This is a genomic window from Methylophaga sp. UBA5088, from assembly GCF_002414625.1.
Lineage (GTDB): Bacteria > Pseudomonadota > Gammaproteobacteria > Nitrosococcales > Methylophagaceae > Methylophaga > Methylophaga marina.
Window position 1 is genome coordinate 22,574 of the sequence record NZ_DIAC01000103.1, and the last position, 6,216, is coordinate 28,789.

Genomic DNA, 6,216 nt, shown 5'->3' on the forward strand with positions numbered 1-6,216 from the left:
TAAGTCTGAAGTGCAGATTGTGATTGATATGCCTGAAGGCTCGCCATTAGAAAAAACAGCAGCAGTCACCCGTGCGTTGACAGATTATCTGTCGACCGTTGACGATGTGACTGATTATCAGGCCTATGTAGGCACAGCTTCGCCGATTAATTTTAATGGTCTGGTGCGTCAGTATTATTTACGTGAAGGCTGGCATCAGGCAGATATTCAAATCAACCTCAGAGATAAACATCAGCGTGATGAACATAGCCATTCTTTAGCACTGAAGCTAAGAGAACCACTAACAGTGATTGCTAGGAAATGGGACGCGCGTATCAAGGTCGTTGAAGTGCCGGCGGGGCCACCTGTGTTATCACCCATTGTGGCGGAGTTGTATGGCTTGAGTGAACAACAGCGACAAAATCAGGCATCACAACTTGTTAAGGTGTTTGAGCAAACTGATGGCATTGTCGATATTGATAGCAGCATTGAGGCGAAAGCCGACAGACAGATCATTAATGTAGATAGAAATAAAGCGAGCTTATTTGGCCTGAGTCAGCAACAGATTGTTGAAGCTATTCAGTTAGCGCTGACTGGCAAGGATGTAGGGTATCTACACGATGATAATGTGAAATATGCCATACCATTGCGGTTGCAATGGCCAATCAAGGATAAAGCGAACCTTGATGCTGTATTGAATATGAAGCTCATCAATCAACAAGGTGAGCTGATTCGTTTAGCTGATGTCGTCAATGTGGTGGAGGAGGAACATCAACAAACGCTTTATCATAAGGACTTACAAGCTGTGACTTACGTTACAGCGGATATGGCTGGCAAGGTCGATAGTCCCTTGTATGGCATGTTTTCGGTGTATCAGCAATTAGAGAATATACCGATTCAGCAATATTTGGTTTCAGTACCGAGTCTGGCCTTACAAGATTCATTGAAATGGGACGGGGAATGGCAAATTACCTATGAGACGTTTCGTGATATGGGATTAGCCTATGCCATAGGCATTATTCTGATTTATCTGCTGATTGTGGCGCAGTTTCGATCTTATTTATTGCCCTTGATTATTATGGTGCCGATTCCGCTGACCGTGATTGGTGTCATGCCCGGGCATGCTTTATTAGGCGCACCTTTTACAGCAACATCGATGATTGGCATGATTGCAATGGCAGGGATTATCGTGCGTAACTCTATTTTGTTAGTCGATTTTATCCGTCAGGCGATGGCTGAAGGCATCACGGCTGAGAAGGCAGTAATTGCCGCTGCTGCAACCCGTGCTAAGCCTATTATTCTGACTGCGCTGGCTGCGATGGTAGGGGCGGTATTTATTCTCGATGACCCTATATTTAATGGTTTGGCTATTGCCTTATTATTCGGAATTCTGGTGTCGACTTTATTAACCTTATTGGTCATTCCGTTGCTGTATTACAGCTATATCAAGACTCGATAAGGGTCATGGCGCCTGTGAGTTCACCTTCACGTAGACGTTCTGCCTGACGTTTTAATGTATGACGAATGAGCACATTACGATCCATTTCATCCATATGAGTGAAGGCCATACGCAATAAATAAGGTGTTTCAGCCGGTGCTTGTTCGATTTTGTCACAGCCAATCACCGTTGCCAGCGTGTGAATAGTGCTGGCTGAGGGTTTTAGCTGCATAAAGAGTTCAACATAATCTCTTGGCTTGATAGGGGTAGCGACCAATAAGGCAACACCACCCCCACTCAAGTTTACGTCTGTCAGCTTGTCAGGATTGATAGGATTATTGTGACGTTCAATACGTTGTGCAATCAGGTTGACCTTGTCATCTAATAAGCGCAGTGCACGTGCAATTTCACGATCATGCTGACTGATTTGGTCTAATAAGTGTGAAAACACGTTTTGCATCGTACGAAGCTGAGCCCGTTCAGAATCACCATCACTTTCTGATGATTGTGAAATACGTTTGGCGACTTCACCGACGTGCGTTTTTTCCACAGGTTTGTACTCAATGACTACCGAGTCATTGATTCGAAAAAACTCACGTCTGTCTGAACCTGGATGTTGCATCACTCTCTACCGTTATCCTTAAAAGCTTAATGTCACTTAATCGGCCTGAATATAAGATTCTTTATATCATGTTCAGACTAAGTTGCCAGCATTAAAGGTTTTCAGAGGCGTAATCAGCCAGTCTTGAACGCTCACCACGGAGCAGCGTAATGTGACCACTGTGCTGCCAATATTTAAAGTGATCAACCACATAGGTCAGGCCAGATGTTGTTTCGCTCAGGTACGGTGTATCAATTTGAGCGATGTTACCTAAACAGACAATTTTGGTACCTGGACCGGCACGCGTAATCAATGTTTTCATCTGTTTCGAGGTTAAGTTTTGCGCTTCATCGATGATTAAAAAGCGATTCAGGAAGGTGCGGCCGCGCATAAAGTTGAGCGAACGGATTTTAATCCATCGCTGTAATAAATCGTTAGTGGCCTGACGACCCCATTCGCCACCTTCTGTTTTATTTAATACCTCAAGGTTATCCATTAATGCGCCCATCCAAGGGGTCATTTTTTCTTCTTCGGTGCCTGGTAAGAAACCGATATCTTCACCGACAGGCACGGTAACCCGTGTCATGATAATTTCACTGTAGCGCTTGTGTTCGACAGTCTGCGTTAAGGCTGCTGCTAATGTCAGTAAGGTTTTACCAGTACCGGCCTGACCCAATAAGCTGACAAAATCCACTTCAGGATCCATTAATAAATTCAGTGCGAAATTCTGTTCGCGATTACGGGCGGTAATGCCCCAGATGGCATGATTATCTTTGCGGTAATCGTTAATGAGTTGAATATCTGCACTGGTTTCAGTGACGGAACGCACCACGGCTTCAATATTATGATCTTCACCTGGAGAGTAAATAAGCTGGTTCGGATACCAGTCTTTAACCACATCGCCTTCAACTTCATAGAAGGTTTGACCATCCGCTGTCCATGATTCCAGACGATTCAAATCATCCCAGAAATCCGCATTGAGCTCGCTGGCACCGCGATAGAGCAGATCCACATCGTCCAGCACTTTATCGTTGTAATAGTCTTCGGCACAGATACCTAAAACGGTGGCTTTGATGCGTAAATTAATATCTTTTGAAACCAGAATAATGGTGTGATCTTTAATGGCTGCCTGTAACGCAATCGCCACACTCAAAATAGCGTTATCGCCCTGATGGCTGGGGAGTTCTTTAGGTAATTCCTGCTCCATTTGGGTGGTCTGGAAAAACAGACGACCGCTGGCATTAGGCATATCACCACTGTTCACGCTGGGTAGAGGAATACCTTTGGTAATGGCTTCATTATCTTCAGCCTGCAGTAATAAATCATCGAGGAACCGACTGACCTGGCGTACATTACGGGAGACTTCAGATAAGCCTTTTTTACCACGATCGAGTTCTTCTAATACAACCATGGGTAAGTAGATATCATGCTCATCAAAACGGAATAAAGCCGTTGGGTCATGCATCAATACATTGGTGTCCAGAATAAACAGACGTTTACCTTCGGCGGGACGTTTGATCATTGGTTCGAGATCCTCTTTGGTTAGTTGGAGACCTGAGGTTGATTATGGTGCAAGAAATCACTGATGCAAAGAGTGAATAAAGATTATTTTGCCAATGTCATCCCTATAAACGTACTACCACTTCACAACTGGATATTTAGTGTTAATATGAAAAGCCTTCCTCAAACAATTTATATCCGAATATTTAGCTATCACTCTGCTTTGATAGGCGGGATTCTTTTCTGAATATATTTCCTATTTTATTGATTGTTAAGCTCTCTATGTCTTTTTCCTTAGACATGCCTAAATTGCTCAGTCGGTAATGATTGACCGCTTTGCTCTGACTTGAAAGTCATTTCCATCTCCTGAAAAGACAGTAAAAAAGTTCTGTTTTTGCAGCAAGCTGATATTGAAAAACAGGGCTTTTGCGATAACGCTGCATTACCGATCTAGGAGTCAATCCCAATTATCACTAGGATGCCTTGTTCTGCATGAGCAGCGAGATTAGTGTTATCGGATGAGTTAGGTGGGTGTTCTGAATCTTGTTTGAGTAATGAGTCCTCCTATACCTGTGTAGACATCTAAGGAGGTTGATTCCCATGAAATTAAAACCAATGTTGTATGCCGTGTTGGCTGGTTTATCCGTATCAAGTGTGGCTGTTGCAGATGTGACATTTGATGATTTAATTGGCACCTGGTATGCCGAAACCCAACATGATGGCGAAACCATGAAATGGTTAGTCAAACGTGAGCCTGATCAAAGTTATGCGGCATTATTTCTAGTCTGTGATGGCGAAAATCTGTCATGGGTTCAAAAAGAGCGTGGTCAATGGAAGATGGAAGGGGACGAAATGCACACGGTCATTGCTGCTTTTCAGGATATGAATGGTGGTCCTTCTGATCAGATCGGTAAGCAAATTCATTATGAGAATCTCGAATTAGCTGATGACGAGCTGAATTATGAACAGAAAGGTAACGACAATACTTACAGCTTTAACCGCGTGAAAGATGGCTATCAAGTCAGCTGTCAATAATCGAAAACAGGTCAGTCTGAATCAGGCTGACCTGTTTAGGCTTAAACACATGCAAGATGTGTTTAAGCTAGTCATATTGTGGTTATCAGTATCGACGAAGACGTATCAAGCCGATGAAACCAGACAGTAATAACCAGAATGAAGTTGGTATAGGGACGGCTGAGATATTAGCGCCATAAAGGTATTGAATACCGGCGATATCATCAGCTTGAAGGCCGGTAAGTGAAGGATTATAAAAAGGTCCCATTACTGATTTAGATGCCTCGGAGTGCCCCAGTCCAAGTGAGTGCCCAATTTCATGTAAGGCTACCCAGAAAATATTGATACCGTCTACGAGACTATCGATACTCCATGTCTCTGCACTATCAAAATGCAAATCACCACCTGCAGAGAAATACCAGTGGGTATCTGGATAAAAGGCATGCGCTAATACCCCGCTCGGGCCATCAATCGCTTCACCTCCAATTCGAATATCACCTGATGTCGTGAGTGTATTAAAGTTAGCACCATCATCTGCTACTTCAATAAAATTGAGGTTAGCGACAGTACTCCAGGCATTAAAGGCTTTTGTAATTTCTTGCTGAAAACCCGTGGGCATAAAACTGTTTAGTGGAGAGCAAACCGCTTGGTCACATTCTTCACTACCCAGCATGAAGCTATAACTAATCGTTGCCCCTGTACCCAATGTGGGGTCGCCCCACTTTTTTATCGGATCGGGAGAGATGGTGTAAGCATTGGCTGTGGAAATAAAAAAGAATAAACAAAATAGGCTTAAAAAGAGTTTCACTGAAGTCATCCTTGTCTTAAGTTTGGTGTAAATTAGCTATCCAGCTAATGTGAAATTTATCACATTTTTCGGCTTCATAGTCTAGCCATAAATATCACTTCCAGTCTGCTTGGATAAGCAAACGAATGAGGATAATCAAAAAATATTCTGATGGATGAGCTCGATAAAATGATATGGCAAACGGTTGATGCTATTCCTTATGGTCAAGTCATGACCTATGGGCAAATTGCAATCAGTTGTGGTTACCCGGGGTATGCCCGCTACGTAGGTACCGTTCTTAAAAAACTTCCACCAGACACACATTTGCCCTGGCACCGCGTTGTCAATGCTCAAGGACGATCTTCTTTTCCAGAGGGAAGTGAGAAATACCGGGAGCAGTTACAGAGGCTCCTCGCTGAAAATATTGTAGTGAATAACGGCAAGATAGCCTTATCGGTTTATCAGTATCAGTAAGGTCAGCCCTCATTTTGCCAATGAGGATGTGGATATATTAATAAGAGTATTTATGGTAACAAGCGCCACTGATACCATATGTGTTTAAATTTCTGAGAACACCATGCAAGGTTTAATCTTAGCCGTTCTGGCTTATACCATCTGGGGGCTTTTTCCTCTCTTTTTCAGTTTCCTGAGTCACGTGTCACCGATTGAAGTTACGGCGCATCGGATTATCTGGTCACTGGTAGCGACTTTGACCGTGGGCCTGGCCTTAAGACGTGGCAAGCATTTATGGGAAGCGTTACATAATAAAACGACCTTACTCTGGCTTGGTGGCTCAGCGGTGTTTATTGCGATTAACTGGCTGGTCTATATCTGGGCCGTTGGGCAGCATCGTGTGCTTGAAGCCAGTTTAGGTTACTTCATCATGCCTCTAGTGAG

General features: G+C 43.5%; 7 protein-coding genes. 4 read left to right on the plus strand and 3 right to left on the minus strand.

What is annotated here, in order from left to right:
* Positions 1–1,438 (plus strand): efflux RND transporter permease subunit (locus B4K20_RS12905; RefSeq protein WP_289283183.1); only part of this gene is annotated, 1,438 nt, incomplete at its 5' end.
* Here B4K20_RS12905 and B4K20_RS12910 read toward each other — a convergent pair.
* Entirely contained in the window at positions 1,425–2,039 is a 615-nt protein-coding gene (locus B4K20_RS12910) for a PilZ domain-containing protein (protein ID WP_286306111.1), read from the minus strand. The genes B4K20_RS12905 and B4K20_RS12910 overlap by 14 nt on opposite strands.
* Positions 2,040–2,130: 91 nt before the next feature.
* A complete protein-coding gene (locus tag B4K20_RS12915; protein WP_286303902.1) occupies positions 2,131–3,540 on the minus strand; it encodes a PhoH family protein in 1,410 nt (469 codons plus the stop codon).
* A 578-nt stretch (positions 3,541–4,118) separates the two neighbouring features.
* On the opposite strand from B4K20_RS12915, the gene B4K20_RS12920 reads away from it, so the two are divergent.
* Entirely contained in the window at positions 4,119–4,553 is a 435-nt protein-coding gene (locus B4K20_RS12920; protein ID WP_289243174.1) for a hypothetical protein, read from the plus strand.
* Between the two features lie 85 nt (positions 4,554–4,638).
* Here B4K20_RS12920 and B4K20_RS12925 read toward each other — a convergent pair whose 3' ends face one another.
* The gene (locus tag B4K20_RS12925) at positions 4,639–5,340 is read right to left on the minus strand and encodes a matrixin family metalloprotease (RefSeq protein WP_289283184.1); all 702 of its coding nucleotides are present in this window, start codon (positions 5,338–5,340) and stop codon (positions 4,639–4,641) included.
* 168 nt (positions 5,341–5,508) lie between these two features.
* Between B4K20_RS12925 and B4K20_RS12930 the strand changes: the two genes are divergently transcribed.
* Positions 5,509–5,793 (plus strand): MGMT family protein, encoded by a 285-nt coding sequence (locus tag B4K20_RS12930; protein ID WP_289283185.1) that lies wholly within the window; start codon positions 5,509–5,511, stop codon positions 5,791–5,793.
* A 103-nt stretch (positions 5,794–5,896) separates the two neighbouring features.
* Positions 5,897–6,216: EamA family transporter (locus B4K20_RS12935; RefSeq protein WP_289283186.1), on the plus strand; the 320-nt coding region annotated here is incomplete at its 3' end.